Origin of the sequence: Hoeflea sp. IMCC20628 (genome assembly GCF_001011155.1) — a bacterium.
Lineage (GTDB): Bacteria > Pseudomonadota > Alphaproteobacteria > Rhizobiales > Rhizobiaceae > Hoeflea.
The window spans coordinates 4,759,202-4,780,148 of the sequence record NZ_CP011479.1; the positions used below are offsets into that span (position 1 = coordinate 4,759,202).

Consider the following 20,947-nt stretch of genomic DNA (forward strand, 5'->3'; position numbering starts at 1 on the left):
ATTTCTAGCTTTTTTCAGCCAACAGCCCAATGTCTGTAAGGTCCGCAGAGCAGACGTCGGGTCTTCGTGCAGCGAACTTCCGCTTCCCGCCCGAACCTACCACGCCTACGCTGGTGATTTCGGCCCATAGCTGCCATCGGTGGAAATCACGTCCAACGGCCGCTCTGAGTCCGTTGCAGATATTTGTTGTGGCTTTAGATGCCTCCGATGCAATCTTCGCACTGGGCGGCAACCGCTAATTGAGCGCACCCGAGTGTCGGCACACGAAGAATTCGGTTATTTTTTTAGAGTGTTGACGCCTGTTTGAAGGGCTAGAATCCATATAGTAAATGCAAGTGAGAGCCACACCGATGGTCGCTTTGAAAGTAGGTAACCCAATGATAGGCTGGACATCTGAAAAGCAGGTGTCCTAGTTTCGATTAGTTCTACAAAGGCGTTGTGAATGTCAGAAACATCAGCAATCCTAACACTCAGTCTAAATACATTTATTCGCTATTATTCATTGGACCCTTCTAAGTTAGTTGGAGAAATCAGCAGAAGGATGCAGAAATCCGGCGGATATGACTTCTACGGAATGCTCTCTGATGCCATCCGCGCAAAAATTCGAGGTGCTACGGAAGATGAAATACAATTCATTTTAGGTCGCTCCAATAACCCGAGTGAGGTTAGCTATAACCGCACCGCTTTTGATGTTTTCATGTCAAAGTTTGGTAAAAAGAGAGGGCTGGCAATATTCGAAAAAAAAGGGAGGATTAAGCTTTGTGATGGTGAGCTAATAATACTTGCGTCTCCACTTTTTTCAATTGAGTCATCATCTGGATTTTCAGTGTACAATGTTTGGGCAACACAAAACCCCGCGCTGGATCGAGTGAGGGCTGGAGTAGGTGTTCATTTGTTGAACAAGGCATTTCAAAAGAGTGCACCTAACTATGACTATAAGATGTTTGATGCCGTTGAAGGTAAGGTATTTTCTACGGTTGGGAATACTATTCCACGTGCAATAGATACTGTCGCTAAAACTATTATCGATCATGCCAAGAATGGTTGAAGGTCGAAAATGAGGAAGACATATATATTTGGCAATGGCCTGGGTATGGCCATTTCTCCTGATGCGTATAACCTCACATCTGCAATGTCCAAGGCATGGGACGAAGGTGCGCTTGCACCCGAGCAGAAAGAGCTTATTTCTGCATGCCTTCCAGATGGCGACACCTGCCCAACGTCTGAAGAACAGCTAGCAACGTTACAGGATACGGTTAGCGCATGCGAAGTGTTGCTTTCCGTTCGGGATACAGGAGCGGGACATTGGCTATCTAGTCAGGGAAGACAGTTTCCAGAGGCCGTCCATAAATTTGCTTATCTGGTGGCGCGCCAAATGTACCTAGCTCAACATTCCACAGGTCAGGAGGAAGGAAATAGATGTGTTTTGCCCGAAGATTTCCTGGACCCTTTGGCCGCCGAAATTAAGAGTAGTCAGTCTCATGTAGCGACATTGAATTATGATGGTCTATTGTCCAGCGCATTAAGAAATAAAAAGATATTAGGTGGTGACGAACCAATTTTATTTGACGGTTTTGTTGATAAAAAATTTGACCGCCAAAATCTGTTTAGAAACAAACGTTTTGGCGCATGGTATCTACATTTACATGGTGGACCGCTATTTGCAGGCAAAGCCAAAGCTAAACCATTTAAGTTGACAGAAGTAACACTTTCAAAAAATCCGAAAACGCTAAAAAACGTTGGTCGACACATCGTGTTGACGCATTACACACACAAACCAAAAATCATTGATTCCTCGGAGGTTCTGAGTATTTATTGGGAGTTCTTAGAAATGGCCGTGGATGAAAGTTTGGAAGTTGTTCTATTCGGCTATTCGGGGAATGATATTCACTTAAATCGGCTAATTTCTCAACTCCGTGGAACGAAGGTCGTAAGGGTTGTTGATTGGCTCGGTGCTGGTAATAAGGCAAGTCGAACAAAGTTCTGGAATGAGCAGCTAGGTGGGGATGTTGAATTACATCTTTTGGAGGATGTCCTGACATTCACAGAATGGTGAAGCTCCCTTATTCGTTTTATGGAGTTGGGGAATCCCAAATACCCATCGCTATGCTTCTTGCAAAGAACGAAGATCGAAACTCTGCAAGGTCATCACAACTGCGCTCAGCCGACGTTTGTACTATATTGGGCAAATGTCCTCTTTCCGCCCTCTGATGACCAATTTACATCTGCCACGCTCGACTAGTCGTTTCAAGGTTCTTCGTTTCAGCCGCTTGATCCGCAATATTGCTGTTCATTAGGCTCGCTCGGACTTGTGCTCCCCACTCCAGGCGACATTCAAGCGTAGGTACGAAGCGTTGAATTTTCACCACTAGCTGCGCTGTTTCTCGTCCAGGATAAGTGTGCCAACAGGCACATTGACGATGGCACACCCAAGAATCATGAGCCACGAATGTAAAGACAACGCCTGATTTGTTGGCTTTTATGATTCTCAGTGAACCTAAAGGGCTTTAAGTTCACATAAAAGGTATGCGTTTTAAGGTCTTGAATTAAAAAACGTTGTTAAAAGTTGTGGCAGAGTTGTGACAACCAGATTTCAAATTTACGATATTAACCATCAAGTCCTTTATAAAGTGGTGATCCCGGAAGGATTCGAACCTTCGACCCCAGGATTAGGAATCCTGTGCTCTATCCCCTGAGCTACGGGACCACGCAAAAGTGTGCATACAGACAATCGGGCGGTTCTTCAACAACAAGAACCGCCCGATTGTGATGTGTTGATGCATTGTGGTGACTTAAGCCGCCAGCGCCTTTTCAGCCAGATTAACCCAATAGGAGATGCCGACCGGAATGGCGTCGTCGTTGAAGTCATAGGCCGGGTGGTGCAGGCCGGCGGTGTCGCCATTGCCCATGAAGATGAAGGCGCCGGGGCGGGCTTCAAGCATGAAGGAGAAATCTTCGCCGCCCATGGTCGGCGGCTGTTTGCGTTCGACCATTCCCGGACCGGCAACGCTTTCGGCGATATCGGCAGCGAAATCGGTTTCGTCGGAATGGTTGAAGGTCACCGGATAGTTTCTCAGATAATTGACCGTGCCTTCCACGCCATGGGCAGCAGCTACGCCCTGGACAATCTCGTTGATCCGGGTTTCAGCCATGTCGCGCATTTCAGCCGACAGCGTGCGCACGGTGCCAGCCAGCTCGACGGTCTCGGGAATGATGTTGTAGGCTGATCCGCCGATGAATTTTGTCACCGAAACCACCACCGCTTCCAGTGGATTGGCGTTGCGCGAGGCAATCGACTGCAGCGAGGAGACAATGGCCGAAGCCGCGACAATCGGATCGATGGTCTGGTGCGGCATCGCGGCATGACCGCCGCGGCCCTTGATGGTGACGTCGAAAATATCGGTCGCCGCCATGATCGGACCCTTGCAGATGGCAAACTGACCCACCGGCAGGCCTGGCAGATTGTGCATGCCAAACACCTTTGTGATGCCAAAGCGCTCCATCATGCCGTCTTCGACCATTTCGCGGCCGCCGGCACCGCCCTCTTCGGCAGGCTGGAAAATCACTGCCACCGAGCCGGTGAAGTTGCGGGTTGCGGCAAGGTGGCGCGCAGCACCGAGCAACATGGCGGTGTGACCATCATGACCGCAGGCGTGCATCTTGCCAGGTGTCTTCGAGGCCCAGGGAGCGCCGGTGATCTCATGGATCGGCAGCGCATCCATGTCGGCGCGCAGGCCGATGGCCGGGCCATTGCCGCCCGGGCGTCCGTGAATGATTCCGACAACGCCGGTGCGGCCGATGCCGGTGACAACTTCATCGCAGCCGAAGGATTTGAGCTTGTCGGCGACGAAGGCTGCCGTGTTGTGCACGTCGTAGAGCAATTCCGGATCAGCGTGAAGTGTGCGGCGCCATGTGGCGACCTCGTCTTTCATGGAAACAACATCGGCGACCAGTTGCATTTTCAACCCCTATGGCTTCGATCTCTTGATATCCGGCAGAGGCATCCATGTGGATATCGCCTTTGCCATCTCTCTGCCATATAGGCTAAGTAGGCGATGATGACGAGGAAAAAGCGTTGTTTCACGCATTGCGAGAATAGGTCTGATCGCCCTCTTGGCGGCGAAAAACTGCTAAAAATACTGGAAAACGGATGTCCGGAATGAGCTTTTTGTTACAGATGCGCAGGATCGGTGCGGCATTTGCCGTTTTGGCGGTGACGCTGCCGTGGGCTGTCGCGGCGATGGCCAATCCCAGCATTGCAGTTGATGCCAGTTCCGGACGTGTGATCGAACATGAGCAGGCCTTCCAACGCTGGTATCCGGCCTCGGTCACGAAAATCATGACGGCCTATCTGGTTTTCTCGGCACTTAGATCCGGTCAGATGACCATGGAAACACCGGTGACCATGTCAGTGCATGCGGCAAAAGAACCGGCGAGCAAGATGTATTTCAAGCCGGGAACGCGGTTCCCTCTGGATTCGGCGCTTAAATATCTGCTGGTCAAATCCGCCAATGATGTGGCCATGGCGATCGCCGAGGCGGTGTCAGGCAGCGAGGAGGCATTTGTCAGAGAGATGAACGCCACCGCGCTCAAGCTCGGGATGACTTCGACGCGCTTTATCAACCCCAATGGCCTGCCCGGCAGCGGGCAATATACAACGGTGCGCGACATGGCGCTGCTGGCCGTTGCGGTTCGCCGCGAGTTTCCGGAATATGCGCATTATTTCGGCTATGAGGGCTTTGTCGCGGGCACGAAGGCCCAGACCAACTACAATTTGCTGATCGGCCGGTTTCCGGGTGCTGATGGCATGAAGACCGGCTTTATCTGTGCGTCCGGATTCAATCAGGTGTCGACAGCAACCCGCAATGGCAAGACAGTGGTCAGTGTCGTGTTCGGTGCGCCATCGCAAGAGTTCAGAGCCGAGGAATCGGCGCGTCTGCTGCACAAGGCACTGACAACGACGGCATGGGGTGGTTCTACGCTGACAAGTCTGACGCCTTATGGGGAAGGGCGCAATGTCGTGGCCGACATCTCGGGCAACATCTGTACCAAGGAAGCCAGGGAGGCGCGCTATGAGGGTAGGGACGTGGAAGGCAAAATGGTGCTCAACTCGCCCTATATTGTTCCCATGACCCGCGAACCACGTTTGGTGCAGGCCCTGACAGGCCTTCCGGCTGGAAGCACAGAGATCGCCTTGTCGCGCATACCGGTTCCCGTTCCACGGCCGGCCCGCGCCAGCGACGAAATCGTCAAGCCGACCATCGCATCCGCTTTCGCCGCACCGGCCAATGCTGCCGAAGCCATGCCGTTGCGCAGCACGGTGCCGATCCCGATACCGCGCCCTGATATCTGATTTTCGAGAGAGCCCGCTGATGACTGAAGAGCCAAACCCCGTGCGGGACTGGAAGGCGCCACAGGGTATTCCCGTGTCGATTCTGACCGGATTCCTCGGGGCCGGGAAAACCACCCTGCTCAACCGTCTCATCGGCGACCCCTGGCTCAGTGACGCGGCCTTGATCATCAATGAATTCGGCGATGTCGGAATTGATCACCTTCTGGTCGAGAGCTCCAGCGACGGGGTGATCGAATTGTCGGACGGATGCCTGTGCTGCACCGTGCGCGGCGAACTGGTCGATACGCTGGCCGATCTGATGGACCGGATGCAGACCGGGCGGATCAGACCGTTTTCCCGGGTCGTCATCGAAACCACCGGCCTGGCCGATCCTGTGCCGGTAATGCAGTCGGTGATCGGCCATCCGGCGCTCGGACAGTCCTACCGGCTTGAAGGCGTCGTCAGCGTGGTCGACGCGGTCAACGGCCTTGCCACGCTGGAGGCGCATGAGGAGGCGCGGCGCCAGGTGGCGGTGGCTGATACTCTTGTGTTGTCCAAGGCCGAGCTCGCGGGTTCCTGCGATGCGCTGCTGGCCCGGCTTGAAGCGCTCAATCCGCTGGCGCGGATCGTCGATGCCGGCGATGCGGAGGTGACTGCAAAAAGCCTGTTCGATACCGGCGCCTATGATCCGGTAGCCCATAGCATCGATGTGGCGCGGTGGATGAGTTCGGCGAGCGAAGATCATGGCCATCACCATCACGGGCATCATCATCACAATGTGAACCGGCATGATGCGCATATCCGCTCGGATTCGCTGGTGTTTGAAAAACCCATCTCGCCGCAATCATTGGCGATGTTTCTCGACCTGTTGCGCTCGGCGCACGGACCCAGCCTGTTGCGGATGAAGGGCATTGTCCGGCTGTCAGACGACCCCACGCGTCCGCTTGTGCTGCATGCGGTGCAAAGCCTGATGTCGGAGCCGGTGCGCTTGCCGGCCTGGCCCAAAGGCGCAGCTCAGGAGACCAGACTGGTGATCATAGCCAAGGACATGCCGGAAGGTTTTATCGCCGAGCTGTTTGGCGCCTTCATCAATGAACCGGGAATCGGCCGCCCGGACCGGGAAGCGCTGACGGAGAACCCGCTGGTTATTCCGGGGATGCCTTCACAGCGATAGATAGATTTTTGCGGCTGAGCGAATCAGGCTTTTTCGATGACAAAGGCGTGGCCGCCGTCGACCGCTTCGTTGCTGATCAGCGGATGGCCGGCTTCCTGGCAGAAATGGGGAATATCGATCACTGCCAGCGGATCCGTGGTCTCGATGCGAATTTTTGCGCCGCTGGCCAGGTCGCGCAGGTGCTTGCGCAGACGCAACACCGGCAACGGGCATTTCAGACCGCGCAGATCGAGCGTATCTCCGTCGCTCAATTCTTGCTCCAGATTTTCCAGAACGGCTTGTTGGGCTGCTCCGCCTGGCTGGGTGTTGCCGCGTTGGCCACTTCTCCAGAGGCTGACGGATTTGGCACCGGGACCGGAATACCGCCGAGAGTTGCTTCTGGCGCAGCTTCTACGGCCGCCGTCTGGGCTGCGGCCTCCGGGGCTGGCGCAGTCAGGGCGGCGACCGGGCCAGGACCTGCGGTCAGAGCCTTGAGCGGATTGCCTGTCGCAAACAGGCTGAGAACCGGAGCAGGGGATTGACCGCCATTGGCGGCGATCCTGGACTGTTTTTCGGCTTCGCGCTCGGCGCGTCGGGCCTCGGCCTCCGCCTTGGCCTCGGTGGCGGCGATCTGCTTGGCTTCAAGACTGTCAAATTTTGCGACCGCCTTGGCAAAGGACTGGTTCCAGTTCTTCTCATAGGCGTTGTAGGCGGACGCGAGCGTGGCCGGCACACGGGCTGGCGGGCAAGCCGCATTTGCCATGAATGCCGCGTTCTCGATTTCCGGCACCTGGTTGAAGACGTACTGACGATCGCACACTTCCACCTTGGGCGGCTGTTTTGTCAGTTCGAAATGGTCGTAGCCCGTTTTCAGCATTTTCCAGAATTCAAAATGCTCGCTGTCGCGGTGTCGCGCCATGTTTTCAGCCGTCATCCGGAACGGCAACGCCTCGACCGTGAAATATTGCTGTCCGCCCTTGAAGGCGTCCCGGGCGAAGCCGTAAATCTCCAGGACCTGCTCGTCGGTCATCGAATAGCAGCCGGCGGACGAGCAGGCGCCATGCACCATCAGATTGGAGCCGGTGCGATTGAACGAGCGGTCATAGCTGTTGGGGTAGCCCATGTTGAAGGACAGATAATAGCTCGAATTCGGGTTCATCTGCGCCGGATAGATCCGGTAGTAACCTTCAGGCGCCTGCCGGTCGCCTTCCCTGAATTTGGGACCGAGTTTGCCGGACCATTTGCAGATTTCGTATGAGGCGATGATATCGAAGCGCCCATTGCCCTTCTGCTTCCAGACCTCGAGAATGCCCTCTTCCTTGAAAATCCGCATCATGATCGGCGACCGCGTGCTCATGTCGTGCGCCTTCATCTTGTTGACAAGCTTGGCAGGCAGCGGATGTTCGACCTTGTTGGAGACGGAATCCAGCGCGTCCTGACAACCGGTCAGGCCCAAAAGCAGGATAGGAAGGAATCGGAGCGTTCGCATCGGTGTCATGGGGTCTCTTAGACTTCGCAATTGCACGTTACCGGGGGTCTCTGGCACTTTCAAGGTGGCATCGGGCCGGGCATTTCAACGCAATATTACTCCAAACACGGTTCATGAAGCCTTAACTATCCTGCCTGTTTGGCCGCAGGAATCTGCTTTGGCGGCTTCTGGTGCATTTGTTCTTTCGAGCGGCGAACATGCACCGTGCCTGAGAGTCACACAAATCCGGACGAAAAACACCTGTGTTTGCGCCGCGGATTTTCCCTATTGGCGTCGGAAATGTGGCCCGAGTACGGCAGCGGCTAACCGATTTGGCGTCCGATCTTGAGGAATTTCTTGCGCCGGTCTGCCCGCAACTCGTCACCGGAGAGGCCTGACATCTCTTCAAGGGCGGCAGCGATGGTGTCTCCGGCCCGGGCAATGGCGCTGGCGTGGTCGCGGTGTGCACCGCCCACCGGTTCGGGAATGATGCCATCGATGATGCCCAATCCACTGAGATCTTCAGCGGTGATTTTCATCGACGTGGCGGCATCGCGCGCCCGTGTCGGATCACGCCACAAAATCGAGGCGGCGCCTTCTGGCGAGATCACCGAATAGATCGAATGCTCAAGCATGTAGACCCGGTTGCCTGTGGCAATCGCGATGGCCCCGCCGGAACCGCCTTCGCCGATGATCACCGAAACAAGCGGAGCGCGCAGATTGAGGCAGGTTTCCGTCGACCGTGCGATGGCTTCGGCCTGGCCACGCTCTTCAGCTCCCACGCCAGGATAGGCGCCGGCGGTGTCGACCAGGGTGATGACCGGGATTTCGAACCGGTCGGCCAGTTCCATGATCCGGATGGCCTTGCGGTAGCCTTCCGGCCGGGCCGAGCCAAAATTATGTTTGATGCGGGTCTTGGTGTCGTGGCCCTTTTCCTGACCGATGACGACGACCGGTTCGCCACGAAAGCGGGCGAATCCGGCCTGAATGGCGGCGTCCTCGGCGAATTTCCGGTCACCGGCAAGCGGTGTGAATTCGTCGAACAGGGTCTTGGCGTAATCGTTGAAATGCGGCCGGTCGGGATGTCTGGCGACCTGGGTTTTCTGCCACGGGTTCAGGCGGCCATAGATTTCAGCCATGGCATCGCGGGCCCTGGTTTCGAGCCGGGCGATCTCATCGCCGGTGTCGATGCTCTCGTCCTCGGTGGCAAGCTTCCTCAATTCAAGGATTTTGCCCTCCAGGTCGGAGATCGGTTTTTCGAAATCAAGGTAATGATGCATTGATTTTGTTTCCACGCCAGCTTCCGCACATTGTGTTGCCGAATTCAGCCAAGTGCGGTCTGTGAGTGTATCACGCATTGGTTTGGTTGGTTTCGGCCCGGCTTAATCGCGACTTTTTGTGGCTTTTGCAAGAGGGTGATGCTGATTGACAAGTTGTCGCAGGCGCTCATCAAGCACATGGGTGTAGATTTGGGTGGTCGAAATGTCGGCGTGTCCGAGCAACTCCTGAACCGCGCGAAGGTCGGCGCCGCCGGCCAGCAAATGGCTGGCAAAGGCGTGGCGCAGCACATGCGGAGATACTTTTGCGACCGGAATGCCGGCCCGACCGGCGACCTCTTTCAACTCACGGGCGAACACCTGGCGCGAGAGATGGCCTTCGGCTGAATTCGCCGGAAACAGATAGCCCGCCTCTTCGGCCGTCTCGCCGATTTCCTGTAACCAGATTTCGAGTGCTGCGCGGGCCGGGCGGGACATCGGAACCATCCGTTCCTTAGCGCCCTTGCCGCGGACAATCAGGAAGCGACCCTCGTCAGCCAGCACACGGTAGGGCAGACCGACTAGTTCGCTGACGCGCATTCCGGTGGCGTAGAGCAATTCCAGAAGCGCGCGAAACCGGATGCGCTGCAGTGTCTCGGCCTTGTCCTGCGCCATTGCAATGTCGGTTTCAGCCTGGGCAAGCAGCCGCGAGACGTCGTCGATGCTGAGCACCTTGGGCAGTGAGCGGCTTTTGCGCGGCGAATCAATCACGCCGGTCGGATCGTCGTCGCGCAGACCTTCGGCATGGAGGAACTTGTAGAATTGTCGCAATGCAGAAAGCCGTCGGGCCTGAGAGGCGGGTGAAAAACCGCGCGCATTGAGATCCCCGAGCAGGCCGCGGATGTCATTGGCCTGAGCTTGTGCCAGCGATGTCCCCAGCGCCTTGAGAACCGAGGACGCGTCATCGAGATCCCGGCGATAGGCGTCCAGCGTGTTGTCGGCGGCGCCGCGCTCCGCGCTCATCATTTCGAGGAAGGCCTCGGCATTGGCGGCGCTCAGATCACGCATGAGCTCAAAGGCTCCTGTCAATTGTTGAGTTTGTCAGTCGGAACGCGCACGGTTACTTCGCGATCGACCGGTTCTACATACAGCACCAATGCGAACATGGCGCCGTATACGATGCCAACGAGCACTGCGCACAGGAACAGGAACCGAAACAGGGATGGCATGAGCACTCCGGTGAACTGGTGAAGGTGCTGTTATGCGGCAGGGCGAACATTGTTTCAAGGTGGATACCGACAGCCGTGTATGCTTGACGCGCCGCCGGACATGGCCAATAGAAGGCCCGGACCATTGGCCTGAGGGCGGGGGAGACAATTGACGGGACCGCAGGCAAGCGCGCAGGAACTGGATATCACGAGAGCGCAGCGTGTGCTCGGCCACCGCAATCTGGTGTTTGTCGGCCTTATGGGGGCTGGCAAATCGGCCATTGGCCGGCTGGTTGCACAGATGCTCGAGATCCCGTTCGTCGATTCGGACCACGAAATCGAGCGGGTGTCACGGATGACAATCCCCGAACTCTTTGAAATTTATGGCGAGCCGGAATTCAGGGCGCTGGAAGCGCGGGTGATCAGGCGTTTACTCAAGACCGGGCCGCGGGTTCTGTCGACCGGCGGAGGAGCGTTCATGAATGAATCGATCCGTGCCAACGTGCTTGCCAATGGCCTGTCGGTCTGGCTGAAGGCGGATCTCGACGTGCTGTGGATGCGGGTCAACAAACGTGGCAGCCGCCCGCTGCTGAAAACCGCCAATCCCAGACAGACGCTCTCGGATCTGCTTGATCAACGCTATCCGGTGTATGAGTTGGCCGACGTGACAGTCCAGTCACGAGACGTTGACAAGGAAACAATCGCCACCGAAACAGTTGCTGCAATTGCCAGCCTGGATGGTGGTCAGGAAACGGTGCCAAACTGATGATCCAAACTCAACCCCGTGAAACCGTGCGTGTCGATCTTGGCGAGCGCAGCTACGACATTGTCATCGGTCCCGGCTTGATAGCCCAGGCCGGAGCAGAAATCGCGGCGCGCAACCCAGGCGTACGCTGCGCGGTGATTACGGATCGCAACGTCGCTGCCACGCATCTTGATGCGCTGCTTGCGAGTTTGGCCGCTGGCGGGGTAGAGGCGGTGCCGCTGGTTCTGGAGCCTGGTGAGAAAACCAAGCGCTTCGAAGAGCTGATTCGCGTCTGTGATCATGTGCTGGGTGCGCGTCTCGAACGCGGCGACGCGGTGGTGGCCCTGGGCGGCGGAGTGATTGGCGATCTCTCCGGTTTTGCGGCGGGCATCGTGCGGCGTGGCATGGGCTTCATTCAGATCCCGACCAGCCTGCTCGCCCAGGTCGATTCCTCTGTGGGTGGCAAGACCGGGATCAACGCCTCGCAAGGAAAGAACCTGATCGGGGTTTTCCATCAACCGGATCTGGTGCTGGCCGACAGCGATGTTCTCGACACGCTGCCGATTCGCGAGTTCCGCGCCGGCTATGCCGAGGTGGCGAAATATGGGCTGATCGACCGTCCGGAGTTTTTTGCCTGGCTTGAGAAAAACTGGCGTGAAGTGTTTTCCGGCGGGCCGGCGCGCATTCAAGCCATCGCCACGGCGTGTCAGGCAAAAGCCGAAGTGGTGGCTGCCGATGAACGAGAGCACGGCGCGCGGGCGCTGCTCAATCTCGGCCACACATTCGGTCATGCGCTGGAAGCAGCGACCGAGTATGATGGCCGGCGTCTGGTGCATGGCGAGGGCGTGGCCATCGGCATGGTGCTGGCGTATGAATTCTCGGCCCGGATGAATCTCGCCAGTCCTGATGATGCGGAGCGGGTCCGGCGCCATTTGGACGAAGTGGGGTTGCCGACCCGGATGTCAGACATTGAAGGTGGGCTGCCGGCAACCGATATACTGATGAAGGCCATTGCGCAGGACAAGAAAGTCAGGCGCGGTGATCTGACCTTCATACTGACGCGTGGAATCGGCCAATCCTTTATTGCCGACAATGTGCCGGTGAATGAAGTGTTCCGATTTCTTGAGGACAAGCGGGCATCATGATGCTGGAAACTATCGTCGCAACAGTGACCGAACACGGCCTCACCATCCTGGCGATCCTGGTGCTGATCGGGCTGTCGGGTTTCTTCTCGGGTTCCGAGACCGCGCTGACCGCGGCATCGCGGGCGCGGATGCATTCGCTCGAGACCAGCGGCGATGAGCGTGCTGCCACGGTCAATACATTGATCCAGCGCAAGGATCGGCTGATCGGAGCGCTGCTGATCGGCAACAATCTGGTCAACATCCTGGCTTCGGCCCTGGCGACGAGCGTGCTTTTGTCTATTTTTGGCGATTCCGGTGTCGCCGTGGCGACATTGACCATGACCCTGCTGCTGGTGATCTTTGCCGAAGTGCTGCCCAAGAGCTGGGCGATCTCGACGCCGGACAGGTTCGCTATGGTCGTGGCGCCGGTGGTCAAGGCTTTCGTTGTTGTCGTCGGCCCGATGTCGAGCTTCATCAACTGGATCGTACGCCACATCATGTCGCTGTTCGGAATCACCTTTGCTTCCGAAACCTCGATGCTCTCGGCGCATGAGGAAATCCGCGGCGCGGTGGACCTGCTTCACCGCGAGGGATCGGTGATCAAGGCGGACCGCGACCGGCTTGGCGGGTTGCTGGACCTGGGTGAACTGGAAGTTTCCGACGTGATGATCCACCGCACTTCTATGCGGATGCTCAATGCCGACGACACGCCAGAGGTCAATGTCCGGGCGGTTCTTGAAAGCCATTATACAAGAATGCCGATCTGGCGAGGGACGACAGACAACATCATCGGCATCATTCATGCCAAGGACGTGTTGCGCGTGCTGGCCGACGTCGCCAACGAACCGCAGCGCATGGACGTCGTCAAGATCGCCCAGAAGCCCTGGTTCGTGCCTGACACCACCAGCGTGCCGGATCAGCTTAACGCGTTTTTGCGCCGCAAGGCCCACATTGCCATCGTGGTGGACGAGTATGGTGAAGTGGAGGGGCTGGTGACGCTTGAGGACATTCTCGAGGAGATTGTCGGTGATATCGCCGATGAGCACGACGCCGAGGTTCAGGGAGTCTGGCAGGAGGCCGACGGCTCGATCGTTGTCGACGGATCAGTGCCAATTCGCGACCTCAACCGGGCGCTGGACTGGTCTCTGCCCGATGACGAGGCGACCACAGTGGCTGGTCTGGTGATTCACGAATCACAGACAATCCCCGAGGAAAAGCAGGCCTTCACTTTTCATGGCAAACGCTTTGTCGTGATGAAACGGGAACGCAACAGAATCACCCGGCTCAGGATAAGGCCGGCGGACAAGGTGTAGCTGCTTCAGCTGTGCTGAATGGTTAAGCCGGCAGGACTACCAGCGGGTTGGTTCGCCCGGCGCGGAGGCTTCGACCGCCATGGCGTGCAATCCGCTGTCAAGTTCATCCTTGAGCAATTCGTTGACGGCGCGATGGCGCTGGATGCGGGACAGGCCGGAAAAGGCCGGTGCGACAATGCGGATCCGGAAATGGGTTTCGCCGGTGCCATCAAAGGACCCGTGCGCGTCGCTATCGGAATTGTGATGGCCGGCATGCAGGTGACTTTCATTGATCACCACGAGCCGTTCGGGTTGAAAACGTGTCGTCAGGGCTGTTTCAATGCGGTTCTGGCGGGACATGAAGGCGCTCCTGGGGGTTCTGTGTCTGTCAGGCATCCACAAAGGGAGACTCGACAGACCATAATCCGGTCACAAAAACCGGCTGTCACGATATGCGTGGTGGCATTCGAAGCCGAGACGGAGTACTCAGCTTGAATCTTTCTTGTCAATCCTTGTTCGTTAAGTGCGGAGCATCATTATCGTCGATATGAAACTGGATTCCAAATATTTTGACAGCATTCGCGTCCGCCGCAAGGGCGCGAAAAAGGCTGAGCCCACCGTGCCTGAGTGTCAGTGGGATGGCTGCGCCAAACCCGGCGCGCATCGCGCCCCCGTGGGCCGCGATGCGGAGGGGCAGTACTTCATGTTCTGCGTCGACCACGCGCGGGAGTACAACAAGGGCTACAATTATTTCTCCGGCCTGTCCGATGGCGAGATCGCCCGTTATCAGAAAGAGGCGCTGACCGGAAACCGGCCAACCTGGAAAATGGGCGTAGACCGGTCGGCCGAAAGCGGCCCGACCCAGTCGACCGCCAAATCGGGATCAGCCAGTTCTCAAGCACGGATGCGCGACCCGCACGGTTTCATCAACGAAACCCGGCCGCACCGGCCGGTGCGTGCACGCAAGGTCAAAACGCTGGAGGCAAAGGCGTTCGATACGCTCAGTCTGGCCGCGAATGCGACATCGACGGAGATCAAGGCGCGCTACAAGGATCTGGTCAAACAACACCACCCGGATGCCAATGGCGGCGACCGCGGCTCAGAGGACAGATTCCGTGCCGTCATCCAGGCCTACCAATTGTTAAAGCAGTCTGGTTTCTGCTAAGCGAACAGTCTAAGCAGGATCGGACAGGAGAGACGGCCCGCGAGCTTTATAGCCAGGCCTTGGAGACATGATGAGCAAGATCGACCTCGACATAACCAACCTCCCAGATACCACCGTCAATGTGCGTGAGGTGTTTGGCATTGATTCGGACATCTCTGTCCCGGCCTACAAGGAGCGCGACTCCTATGTGCCGGACCTCGATCCCGACTATCTGTTTGACCGCGACACCACGCTCGCCATCCTCGCAGGCTTTGCCCACAACCGCCGCGTGATGGTCTCCGGTTATCACGGAACCGGCAAATCGACCCATATCGAGCAGGTTGCGGCGCGGCTCAACTGGCCCTGCGTGCGCGTCAATCTCGACAGCCATGTCAGCCGAATCGATCTCGTCGGCAAGGACGCGATCGTTGTCCGCGACGGGATGCAGATCACCGAATTCAAGGATGGCATTCTGCCCTGGGCGTACCAGCATAATGTTGCGCTGGTGTTTGATGAATATGATGCCGGCCGTCCGGACGTGATGTTCGTGATCCAGCGGGTGCTTGAATCTTCGGGCCGCCTGACGCTGCTTGACCAGAGCCGCGTCATCAGGCCGCATCCGGCGTTCCGCCTGTTCGCCACCGCCAACACGGTTGGCCTTGGCGATACCACCGGGCTTTATCACGGCACCCAGCAGATCAACCAGGCGCAGATGGACCGCTGGTCGATCGTGACCACGCTGAATTACCTGCCGCATGATCATGAGGTCGATATTGTCGCCTCCAAGGTCAAGGATTTCGCCAAGGGCGATGGCCGCGAAACAATTTCGCGCATGGTACGGGTGGCAGACATGACCCGGTCTTCCTTCATCAATGGTGATCTTTCGACGGTGATGAGCCCGCGCACGGTGATCATGTGGGCTGAAAACGCCGTGATCTTTGGCGATGTGGCGATGGCCTTTCGCCTGACCTTCCTCAACAAGTGCGATGAACTGGAACGATCGCTGGTGGCTGAACACTATCAACGGGCGTTTGGCGTCGAGTTGAAGGAAAGTGCCGCCAATATCGTTCTCAGCGCAACCGCCTGACGGATCCTGCCATGGCCGGACGCGGCGACAACACTCGACCAAAGCCAAATGGCACCGTAGACGCTGAGCCGTTCCGCCGGGCGCTGACGGGATGTGTGCGGGCGATTGCCGGCGACCATGAGCTGGAAGTGGTGTTCGGCAATGACAAGCCGGGGATGTCCGGCGACCGGGTTCGGCTTCCGGACCTGCCCAAACGCCCGACCAGCACTGATTTTGCGGTCACTCGCGGTCTTGGTGATTCGATGGCGCTGCGCAAAGCCTGTCACGATGATGCGGTTCATAACCGCATGGCGCCGGAAGGTCCGGATGCCCGTGCCGTCTATGATGCCGTCGAGCAGGCTCGGGTGGAGGCAATTGGTGCACGGCGTATGACCGGCGTTGGCGACAATCTCGCCTCGATGCTCGAAGACAAATACCAGCGGGCCAACTATCAGGGGATTCTGAGCCGCGAGGATGCGCCGCTTGAGGAAGCCGTTGCGTTGATGGTGCGCGAGAAGCTCACCGGCCGCGCCCCGCCAGCATCCTCTGGTCAGGTGGTCGAGCTCTGGCGCGACTTCATCGAGGGCAAGGCCGGCAACGTGCTGGACTCGCTTGAGGGCACGGTAGAGGATCAGCAATCCTTCGCCCGCGTGGTCCGGGAAATGTTGTCGGCCATGGAGATGGCCGAGGATTACGGCGATGACGACAGCGAGCAGGATGATCAGGACGAGGTTTCGGACGAGGATCAGCCGCGCAGCGAGGAAGAGAACGACCAGTCCTCTCAGGAGGATGCCGGCTCAGACGCAGCACCTGCGGATGAAAGCGAAACCTCTGACGAGCAGATGGATACCGGCGAGATGGACGGCGCCGAAGCTGGCGACGATGACACCATCGATGACAGCGACGATGACGCCGACACACCTGGCGAAACCCGCAAGTCGAGCGACCCTTTCGACGATCTGAATGCAAAAATCGACTACAGGGTGTTCACCACCGAGTTCGACGAGGAAATAGCCGCCGAGGAACTGTGCGATGAAGCTGAGCTCGAGCGGCTGCGCGCCTTTCTCGACAAACAGCTGGCGCATTTGCAGGGCGTGGTCGGACGGCTGGCCAACCGGCTGCAGCGCCGGCTGATGGCGCAGCAGAACCGGGCCTGGGATTTCGATCTCGAGGAAGGTTATCTCGACAGCGCACGGCTGACCCGGATGATAATTGATCCGATGCAGCCGCTGTCGTTCAAGATGGAGCGCGACACCAGTTTCCGCGACACCGTGGTGACGTTGCTGATCGACAACTCAGGCTCGATGCGTGGCCGGCCGATCACTGTGGCAGCGACTTGCGCCGACATTCTGGCGCGGACACTCGAGCGCTGTGGCGTCAAGGTGGAATTGCTGGGCTTTACCACCAAGGCCTGGAAGGGCGGTCAGAGCCGCGAAAAATGGCTGACCGGCGGCAAGCCGGCAACGCCGGGCCGACTCAATGATCTGCGCCATATCATCTACAAATCCGCTGATGCGCCCTGGCGCAGGGCGCGGCGCAATCTCGGCCTGATGATGCGCGAAGGCCTGCTCAAGGAAAACATCGACGGCGAAGCGCTGATGTGGGCGCATACGCGGCTGACGCGACGGCCGGAACAGCGCAAGATCCTGATGATGATTTCCGATGGCGCGCCGGTTGATGATTCAACCCTTTCGGTCAATCCGGGCAATTATCTGGAGCGTCATCTGCGCGCGGTGATCGAAGAGATCGAGACCCGCTCGCCGGTTGAACTGCTGGCCATCGGCATTGGCCACGATGTCACGCGCTACTACCGCCGTGCCGTGACGATTGTCGATGCCGAGGAACTGGCCGGCGCGATGACCGAACAACTGGCGAGTTTGTTTGCGGATGAAGGCGGCGATCCCAAATCCCGCGGCGGGCGCAAACGGACGTGACCCTCGCCTGGAGCATGGCCCGGTTCGGGGTGATCGCGGGCACTGTTGCCCTGTTGATAGCATCCACAGTGCTGCCGATTCACGCCGATGATGAAACGCTGCAGATCAGATCACGGTTGATCCCCAATTTCAGGGTCGGGTCCGATCTGACACGATTTGGCGACTTCGAATATGTTGGCGGCATCGAATTGAGTTCATCGAGCCAGTCGCTGGGGGCGATGTCCGCGATCCGGCTGGCTGACGACAGGAGCCGTTTTCTCGGCGTCATGGATACCGGCTTTTGGTATGCCGGACGATTCGAGCGTGACGCAAACGGCGTGTTGATCGGAGTCACGGATTTTTCGGTCTCGCCGATCCTTGGCGCAGACGGTGCCGGGTCCGATGACAAATGGAAGTTTGACGCCGAGGGGCTCGCCCTGCGTGGCGATGAAGCGCTGGTGAGTTTCGAACGGTTAAGCCGGGTGGATATCTATCCGGCCAAGGCTCCGGCTGGTTCCGGACCACTGGGTTCCCTGCCGCTGCAAATTCCGCTTCAAGAGTTTCGCAGCAATCGCGGACTGGAGGCGATCACGGTTGCGCCGGAAGCTTCGCCGCTGGCCGGCTCTGTCATCGCCGTGTCCGAGAAAAGTCTCAACGCCAGCGGTGACATTTATGCGGCGATTCTGAGCGGGCCATCCAAGGGTGTGTTCTTCGTCAAGCGTCATCCGCCCTATGACATCACCGATGGAGATTTTTTGCCCAATGGCGATCTGCTGCTGCTGGAGCGCCGTTTTTCGATTGCCGAAGGCATCGGTATGCGAATTCGCAGGATTGACGGCAGCCGGTTGGGTGTTGGCAATCTGGTTGATGGCCCGGTCATTCTGGAGGCCGATTTCGGCGACCAGATTGATAATATGGAAGGGCTGGATGTGACAACCAATGCCCAGGGCCAGATCTTCGTCACGTTGGTGTCGGACGACAATCATTCGATCCTGCAGCGGAACCTGGTTCTGGAGTTCCGCTACATGGGTGAGACGAAGTAAGTCGATATATCTGAATCAGGCGCGTCGCTGCGGGGCCAGAACAGGCATGAGTGCTCCATAGGGCGCGAGCATGGCCAGTCCGACGATCATCTTGACCCCGAGATCACCCAGAGCCCAAGACAGCCAGCGTGGCGCCTCCACGGCGAACAGGCCAAGCAGCGGCGCAGCTTCGCTGGCGAAGGCGTCGCCGGGGCCGATGATGCCGGCAGCTTGCGAGAAAGCCAGGCTGAAAAAGATGACTGTGTCGAGGCTGGAGCCGATGACGGTGGAGACCAGCGGAGGCAACCACCAGACCCGGTTGCGCAACCGGTCGAAGATCGACACGTCGAGAAGCTGGGCTATCAGGAATGCGGAGCCGGATGCCACTGCAATACGCGGCGTGGCGAGCCAGACCGACAGGGCGACGGCGATGATGAAGCCGGAAAACACCACGATGCGTGCTGTCTGTGGGCCAAACCGGCGGTTTGCCAGGTCGGTCACCAGAAAGGCAATCGGATAGGTGAAGGCGCCCCAGGTCAGCAGGTCGGCCAGATTGAGCCCGCCGAGCGTGAAATCAACCGGGAACTGAACCAGGAAGTTTGACGCGACGACGACAGCGCCCATGATCGCCATGAACGGTATTATGGAAGAGAGCATACGCATTTTTTTATCCTGGGTTGATGCCACCAGTGGAAAACGACGAAGGCGGGCTCAAGGCCCGCCATCATATCCGAGACGCTTTCAGCCTTGATTAGGCCGCAGCTTTTTCTTCGATCTTCTTGGCGATCTGACGCTTGAGCAGACGTGCGCGCATCGACAGTTCAGCATCCTTGGCCTTGACCAGGAATGCGTCGAGGCCGCCACGATGTTCAACCGTGCGCAGAGCGTATGCAGTAATGCGCAAGCGGTAACGCTGGCCGAGAGCATCGGAAATCAGCGTGACATTGCACAGGTTCGGCAGAAACCGGCGACGGGTCCGGTTGTTGGCGTGGCTGACATTGTTTCCGGACTGTACAGCCCGGCCGGTCAATTCACAGCTGCGTGACATTTTGCACCTATTATCTCTTCGCCAGCGGACGGGCCGAGCCGGATTAGAGGCTCACCCAAAGGACCGCAGGCCTTTATCGGAAGTCGCGTGTCTATAATCAGACCAGCGGGCCGCGTCAAGCCGGGAAGCCGGTGAAACGGGGTAATGTGTGGTCCAAGAGCCATCATAACTGATTTTTGTCGCCCCAGGCATGGAAATGTCGCAATCTCCGACAAGCTAGACTCAGGTTGCGCCCCGATGTGGGCGAGAGACTGAGCTGGCGAGGCAGGTCTCTGAGTCCGGATCGAAACGGGGTGAGCGATGGTATCACGTGAACGGTATTGGAGAGTTTCGCATGGGTAACGTCTGTTCCGCGTTTTCAGCCTTTTTCGGGGCGGTACTGTTGGTTTCGGGTTGGCAGACTCATGTCGCCGCGGAGCCGATCAAGGTCCATGCCGATTACTCCGTCACGCTCATCGGGTTCCCGGTGGCCTATGCGAGCTTTGTTACGGAAATCGATGGAGGGTCCTACAAAATCAGCGGAGTCATGCGGACGTCCGCGCTTTCCGACATCATTTCAAAATCTCGTGGTGAAGCCAGCGTGTCGGGTAAGCTGTCAAAGGAAAGATTGCTGGCATCGAGCTTCATGGTTGCCTACTCAAGCGGCAAACATGCGCACCGGACCGAGATTGAATTCAGCAACGGCAATGTGAAGTCCACGACCAATATTCCGAAGAGCAAGAAACCGACATCAGATTGGGTGCCCTTGTCAGCTGCGGACTTGCGTGCGGTACTCGATCCACTCTCCGGCATGGTTCTTCCTGCCGGCTCGAAGGTCTGTCCGCGAAGTCTGCCTATCTTTGACGGGCAATCCCGCGTGACGCTGCATCTGACGCCGAAAGGTGTGAGACCTTACCGGACCAAGGGGTTTGCCGGTGATGCGATGGTCTGCGGGATACGGTTCGAGCCCAAATCCGGATACCGGACAGGATCTTCCGGAATTCGGTATCTGCGCGAGCTCAAGACCATGGAAGTCTGGTTTGCCAAGCATGAGCTTGGCGGTTTTTATGCGCCGGTCTACGCCAAGGTTCCGACAAAGATCGGTCAGGTCATCGTTGCGGCAACCCGGTTTGGCGGCTAAAGCGCTTTCATTGAAGAAATTTTGACACGGCCTGCCGGGCGATTGTGAAGCGGCAG

21 protein-coding genes and 1 tRNA gene are annotated in these 20,947 nt (G+C 57.7%); 12 read left to right on the forward strand and 10 right to left on the reverse strand.

Features of this window, described 5'->3' with window-relative positions:
- Nucleotides 1–442 precede the first annotated feature (442 nt).
- Nucleotides 443–1,048, forward strand: a complete 606-nt coding sequence (locus tag IMCC20628_RS22345) for a hypothetical protein (protein ID WP_156174618.1) — start codon at nucleotides 443–445, stop codon at nucleotides 1,046–1,048.
- A gap of 9 nt (nucleotides 1,049–1,057) precedes the next feature.
- Nucleotides 1,058–2,056 carry an SIR2 family protein gene (locus tag IMCC20628_RS22350; RefSeq protein WP_052766591.1) on the forward strand — a complete coding sequence of 333 codons (999 nt, stop codon included), beginning with the start codon at nucleotides 1,058–1,060 and terminating at the stop codon, nucleotides 2,054–2,056.
- 575 nt (nucleotides 2,057–2,631) lie between these two features.
- Here the strand turns inward: IMCC20628_RS22350 and IMCC20628_RS22355 are convergent.
- Together IMCC20628_RS22355 and IMCC20628_RS22360 are read right to left on the reverse strand one after the other, a co-directional pair.
- Nucleotides 2,632–2,707 (reverse strand) — tRNA-Arg (locus tag IMCC20628_RS22355).
- An 85-nt stretch (nucleotides 2,708–2,792) separates the two neighbouring features.
- A complete protein-coding gene (locus IMCC20628_RS22360) occupies nucleotides 2,793–3,959 on the reverse strand; it encodes a M20 aminoacylase family protein (RefSeq protein ID WP_047032045.1) in 1,167 nt (388 codons plus the stop codon).
- 191 nt (nucleotides 3,960–4,150) lie between these two features.
- Between IMCC20628_RS22360 and IMCC20628_RS22365 the strand changes: the two genes are divergently transcribed.
- Nucleotides 4,151–5,353, forward strand: coding sequence for a D-alanyl-D-alanine carboxypeptidase family protein (locus IMCC20628_RS22365; RefSeq protein WP_047032046.1), 1,203 nt, complete (start codon nucleotides 4,151–4,153; stop codon nucleotides 5,351–5,353).
- 19 nt (nucleotides 5,354–5,372) lie between these two features.
- Nucleotides 5,373–6,506, forward strand: coding sequence for a GTP-binding protein (locus tag IMCC20628_RS22370; protein ID WP_047032047.1), 1,134 nt, complete (start codon nucleotides 5,373–5,375; stop codon nucleotides 6,504–6,506).
- Between the two features lie 23 nt (nucleotides 6,507–6,529).
- On the opposite strand, the gene IMCC20628_RS22375 is transcribed toward IMCC20628_RS22370, so the two are convergent.
- The 5 genes from IMCC20628_RS22375 to IMCC20628_RS22395 form a co-directional block, all read right to left on the reverse strand.
- Nucleotides 6,530–6,757 carry a sulfurtransferase TusA family protein gene (locus tag IMCC20628_RS22375; RefSeq protein WP_047032048.1) on the reverse strand — a complete coding sequence of 76 codons (228 nt, stop codon included), beginning with the start codon at nucleotides 6,755–6,757 and terminating at the stop codon, nucleotides 6,530–6,532.
- Entirely contained in the window at nucleotides 6,754–7,983 is a 1,230-nt protein-coding gene (locus IMCC20628_RS22380) for a murein L,D-transpeptidase family protein (RefSeq protein WP_245307839.1), read from the reverse strand. The genes IMCC20628_RS22375 and IMCC20628_RS22380 overlap by 4 nt, the downstream gene beginning before the upstream one ends.
- Before the next feature lie 293 nt (nucleotides 7,984–8,276).
- Nucleotides 8,277–9,233 carry an acetyl-CoA carboxylase carboxyltransferase subunit alpha gene (locus IMCC20628_RS22385; RefSeq protein WP_047032049.1) on the reverse strand — a complete coding sequence of 319 codons (957 nt, stop codon included), beginning with the start codon at nucleotides 9,231–9,233 and terminating at the stop codon, nucleotides 8,277–8,279.
- A 102-nt stretch (nucleotides 9,234–9,335) separates the two neighbouring features.
- Nucleotides 9,336–10,277 (reverse strand): site-specific tyrosine recombinase XerD, encoded by a 942-nt coding sequence (xerD, locus tag IMCC20628_RS22390; RefSeq protein WP_047032050.1) that lies wholly within the window; start codon nucleotides 10,275–10,277, stop codon nucleotides 9,336–9,338.
- Between the two features lie 17 nt (nucleotides 10,278–10,294).
- Nucleotides 10,295–10,438: a hypothetical protein gene (locus IMCC20628_RS22395; RefSeq protein ID WP_047032051.1), complete on the reverse strand. Its 144-nt coding sequence runs from the start codon at nucleotides 10,436–10,438 to the stop codon at nucleotides 10,295–10,297.
- A gap of 148 nt (nucleotides 10,439–10,586) precedes the next feature.
- Between IMCC20628_RS22395 and IMCC20628_RS22400 the strand changes: the two genes are divergently transcribed.
- Genes IMCC20628_RS22400 through IMCC20628_RS22410 form a run of 3 tightly spaced genes read left to right on the forward strand, consistent with a single transcriptional unit; the run spans nucleotide 10,587 to nucleotide 13,599 of the window.
- Nucleotides 10,587–11,183, forward strand: a complete 597-nt coding sequence (locus tag IMCC20628_RS22400; protein ID WP_047032052.1) for a shikimate kinase — start codon at nucleotides 10,587–10,589, stop codon at nucleotides 11,181–11,183.
- The gene (aroB, locus tag IMCC20628_RS22405; RefSeq protein ID WP_047032053.1) at nucleotides 11,183–12,307 is read left to right on the forward strand and encodes a 3-dehydroquinate synthase; all 1,125 of its coding nucleotides are present in this window, start codon (nucleotides 11,183–11,185) and stop codon (nucleotides 12,305–12,307) included. Before IMCC20628_RS22400 ends, aroB begins: the two co-directional genes overlap by 1 nt.
- On the forward strand, nucleotides 12,307–13,599 hold the full coding sequence (locus IMCC20628_RS22410) for an HlyC/CorC family transporter (protein WP_047032885.1): 1,293 nt from the start codon (nucleotides 12,307–12,309) through the stop codon (nucleotides 13,597–13,599). The genes aroB and IMCC20628_RS22410 overlap by 1 nt, the downstream gene beginning before the upstream one ends.
- A 36-nt stretch (nucleotides 13,600–13,635) precedes the next feature.
- Here the strand turns inward: IMCC20628_RS22410 and IMCC20628_RS22415 are convergent, their stop codons facing one another.
- Complete coding sequence (locus IMCC20628_RS22415) at nucleotides 13,636–13,938, reverse strand: BolA family protein (RefSeq protein WP_047032054.1); 303 nt, start codon at nucleotides 13,936–13,938, stop codon at nucleotides 13,636–13,638.
- 178 nt (nucleotides 13,939–14,116) lie between these two features.
- Here IMCC20628_RS22415 and IMCC20628_RS22420 point away from each other — a divergent pair, with 178 nt between their 5' ends.
- The 4 genes from IMCC20628_RS22420 to IMCC20628_RS22435 all read left to right on the forward strand — a co-directional run bounded on the left by IMCC20628_RS22420 (nucleotide 14,117) and on the right by IMCC20628_RS22435 (nucleotide 18,744).
- Nucleotides 14,117–14,743, forward strand: coding sequence for a J domain-containing protein (locus tag IMCC20628_RS22420; RefSeq protein ID WP_156174703.1), 627 nt, complete (start codon nucleotides 14,117–14,119; stop codon nucleotides 14,741–14,743).
- A gap of 70 nt (nucleotides 14,744–14,813) precedes the next feature.
- On the forward strand, nucleotides 14,814–15,809 hold the full coding sequence (cobS, locus tag IMCC20628_RS22425) for a cobaltochelatase subunit CobS (RefSeq protein ID WP_047032056.1): 996 nt from the start codon (nucleotides 14,814–14,816) through the stop codon (nucleotides 15,807–15,809).
- Nucleotides 15,810–15,820: 11 nt separating this feature from the next.
- Entirely contained in the window at nucleotides 15,821–17,722 is a 1,902-nt protein-coding gene (cobT, locus tag IMCC20628_RS22430; protein ID WP_047032057.1) for a cobaltochelatase subunit CobT, read from the forward strand.
- Nucleotides 17,719–18,744 (forward strand): esterase-like activity of phytase family protein, encoded by a 1,026-nt coding sequence (locus IMCC20628_RS22435; protein ID WP_343123247.1) that lies wholly within the window; start codon nucleotides 17,719–17,721, stop codon nucleotides 18,742–18,744. Before cobT ends, IMCC20628_RS22435 begins: the two co-directional genes overlap by 4 nt.
- 15 nt (nucleotides 18,745–18,759) lie before the next feature.
- Here IMCC20628_RS22435 and IMCC20628_RS22440 read toward each other — a convergent pair whose 3' ends face one another.
- Nucleotides 18,760–19,386, reverse strand: a complete 627-nt coding sequence (locus tag IMCC20628_RS22440) for a queuosine precursor transporter (RefSeq protein WP_047032059.1) — start codon at nucleotides 19,384–19,386, stop codon at nucleotides 18,760–18,762.
- An 88-nt stretch (nucleotides 19,387–19,474) separates the two neighbouring features.
- Complete coding sequence (gene rpmB / locus IMCC20628_RS22445; protein ID WP_047032060.1) at nucleotides 19,475–19,771, reverse strand: 50S ribosomal protein L28; 297 nt, start codon at nucleotides 19,769–19,771, stop codon at nucleotides 19,475–19,477.
- Between the two features lie 334 nt (nucleotides 19,772–20,105).
- Between rpmB and IMCC20628_RS22450 the strand changes: the two genes are divergently transcribed.
- Nucleotides 20,106–20,891: a DUF3108 domain-containing protein gene (locus IMCC20628_RS22450; protein WP_047032061.1), complete on the forward strand. Its 786-nt coding sequence runs from the start codon at nucleotides 20,106–20,108 to the stop codon at nucleotides 20,889–20,891.
- Nucleotides 20,892–20,947: the final 56 nt, after the last annotated feature.